General features: G+C 32.5%; 3 protein-coding genes and 1 pseudogene. 3 read left to right on the plus strand and 1 reads right to left on the minus strand.

Features of this window, described 5'->3' with window-relative positions; all coding sequences use genetic code 11:
- A pseudogene (locus CXF67_RS19305) lies at positions 1–136 on the minus strand (IS110 family transposase); the annotation flags it as partial.
- Between the two features lie 445 nt (positions 137–581).
- On the opposite strand from CXF67_RS19305, the gene CXF67_RS09060 reads away from it, so the two are divergent.
- The 3 genes from CXF67_RS09060 (at position 582) to CXF67_RS09070 (ending at position 2,715) form a co-directional block, all read left to right on the plus strand.
- A complete protein-coding gene (locus CXF67_RS09060) occupies positions 582–1,187 on the plus strand; it encodes a superoxide dismutase family protein (RefSeq protein ID WP_102088465.1) in 606 nt (201 codons plus the stop codon).
- Between the two features lie 21 nt (positions 1,188–1,208).
- Positions 1,209–2,324 carry an LVIVD repeat-containing protein gene (locus CXF67_RS09065; RefSeq protein WP_102088466.1) on the plus strand — a complete coding sequence of 372 codons (1,116 nt, stop codon included), beginning with the start codon at positions 1,209–1,211 and terminating at the stop codon, positions 2,322–2,324.
- Between the two features lie 211 nt (positions 2,325–2,535).
- The gene (locus CXF67_RS09070; RefSeq protein ID WP_102088467.1) at positions 2,536–2,715 is read left to right on the plus strand and encodes a hypothetical protein; all 180 of its coding nucleotides are present in this window, start codon (positions 2,536–2,538) and stop codon (positions 2,713–2,715) included.
- The last annotated feature ends 83 nt before the right edge of the window (positions 2,716–2,798 follow it).

The following is a 2,798-nucleotide window of genomic DNA, read 5'->3' on the forward strand; positions in this document are numbered from 1 at the left end:
CAATATCTAAGAGCTTTACAAACTTTTTAAAGCCAGAAGGATTGTTTTTAAACTGAGAGTAATTACCATCAGAATCTGTGACATCGAATACCAAGTGGCTAATGTCAATTTCAAAATATTTAATGTCTCTATTCATAAGAAAATGATTTTTTGAAAGGACCATCTACGCGAGTTTCAACGACACTACGGCAAGCTCAGTGCAACGCTTAAAATCGAGGTCTAAAAGCCTCATAGAACTGTACGAAACTGCGAAAGAAAAGAGAGGGAATTTATCCAAAAGCTTCGGGGTTGACAAGATCAAAGTCTCTGCGTGTATAATAACCTTATTCCTATCTTTTGTTCTTTCTTATTTATATGCCTTAATTTAGGGTTTTTATTAAAATACTTACTTAAGCTGTGTATAATTAATGGCTTGGGCAAGTGCTTATTTGAAAAATTCCAGCGGAATTTTCTCTGGTTCGTTTTTGTTTACTAAATTAGGTACTAAATTACGCAACTAATCATATACAATCACGTTAGATGATATTAGGTAAAAGTTTCAAAAGCTAATCGTAAAAACTCAATCTTATAATGTACGATTCATGATAAAGAAATTAATTATTAGTATTCTAGTATTATGTGCAATCAACTCATGTCAAAACGATAGAGAAATTGAAATTACCAAGAACGAAGCTATAGCTATTTTTCACCCAATCCGTTTGAGTGCTTTACAAGATTCATCAAGCTCTTTTGCAAATTATGATGTAGAGTATCAAGATACATTGGGAATAGCATATCTAAAAGCTTTTAGCAATAGATTGGAATTAATGATAGATTTAAACTGCAATAAGCCAAATACTTCGAGTGCTCTTCATATGCATTACGGAACGCCTAACAAACCAGAACAACATTGGAATCCAGAAACAGCAGAGAGCTACTGTGGTAAACTAAGTCTTGGAGAAGTTTGGGGAAGAAAATATGCTGGTGATATTGGTAATATTCATTTTGATGAATCTGGTGATGGCACATTCTTTTTGCAAACTGACTTGTGGTCTTTGAATTCTGGAGAGAAGAATGACATTCTTAGGAAAGTTTTGGTGGTCCACTACTTATATGAAGATTTCGCACTTCATTGTGATGACAATCCCCATAATCATTCTCATCAAAATCCTAAGATTGGAAGTGGAATCATAGAATTGATTGAATAATAATTTTATAAAATTAAGCATATGACGACAATAAAAATAAATAAGACTTTAGTATTTGTACTACTTCTTACATTTATATCATGTGACCAAGAGAATGCGGAACCTGCAGATACAGAAAAAGAAGAATACATATTATTATCTCAACTCGACTTGTCTGGTAATATATTTGATCTCTGGGGTTACGAAAATGCAGAAGATGAATTTATAATAGTTACAAGTAGATCTAATGAAACTGAAAAGGGAGAAGTAGTGATAGTCAATATCAATGATCCACAAGAGCCTATTATCGCTTCAAGAATTCAGGAAGTCGCCGTAGATGTAAAAGTTTGGGGAAACTATATTTATACGGCAAGTGGCTCAAATATTGACAACCTAACTAGAAGCGGTCATATATTTGATTTAGCAGATCCCACTCGACCTCAAAAGGTTGGCACTATACCTGACGTTCATAACATATTCATTGATGATTTAGGATACTTATATGTTACTGGATATTTTAATAATTCCACTATTTCCGGATCCACAGGCCTTGAAGTTAGTATCTATGATTTAAACACTGATCCTGAATCTCCACAGTTAGTCTCTTCTGTTCTTTCATACCCCGAGTATATAATTCCAGCACATGACATATTTGTTAAGGGGGACAGGTTATACATTTTCAGCGCTAGCAGCTCTTATATTGAAATTGTTGACTTACAAGATAGAAATGCACCTAGATCTTTAGGTAGGCATACATTTGAGAATAATGCAAATGTTCACAGCGGTTGGGTGACGAAAGATAATCAACATTTGTATGTGTGTTTAGAAGAATCTAAAGATTCTGAAATAGATGTTGTGATTCTAGATATATCAAACGTTTCTACAATCACTCCCGTGGGCAGCATTCACGACACAGAAAACACTATACATAATGCATATATAATTGAAGATCTTGCCTATACCTCTTTTTACAATGCTGGATTTAGAGTTTATGATGTCTCTAACCCAATAGTTCCTACATTAATTTATAGTTATGATACCAACCCTTTATCAGATGGCTTGGGTGCTTTCGGAGTTTATCCTTTCTCTAATAATGGAATCATTGCAGTTAGTGATTGGTCAAACGGATTATTCCTTTTTAAAAAAAATGATCAATAATATTAAAAACATCCTCTAACAACAGCTATAAATGAATGGGGTTTTATCGGTCAGGATATTTTTGTGAGGATTGGATATTCCGCCACTATTAATAACTTTAAACAACGGTGTGGCTTTGAGGAAAATGGCAAGGTTAGTACTTTCTAATCCCACTCAAAATAGCCAGAGCGTTGCAAGTAATAGCGGAAATCACTTAAATTGAATAAATTCTATGACAAAAAAACTAACTAAACAAATACTTCAAATAAATCAGAAAATTGGTGCTTCTTTAATATTGATTGGTACTGCATTTAATCTTCAAGATTGGTCTTACGGAAAAATAATTTTAATTTTCGGAATTATTTTAGGAGTAAGCTCGTTAATTTATGAAAAATTTATAATGAAAGATTAATTATAAAATTTGTTAATAATTAGTGTTAATTAAATCTTTTTTGCAATTCATAATCTTGAAAAAAGTAACAAAAATAAATTTAA

The sequence above is a fragment of the Psychroflexus sp. MES1-P1E genome, assembly GCF_002836055.1.
In the GTDB taxonomy this organism is placed as follows: domain Bacteria; phylum Bacteroidota; class Bacteroidia; order Flavobacteriales; family Flavobacteriaceae; genus Psychroflexus.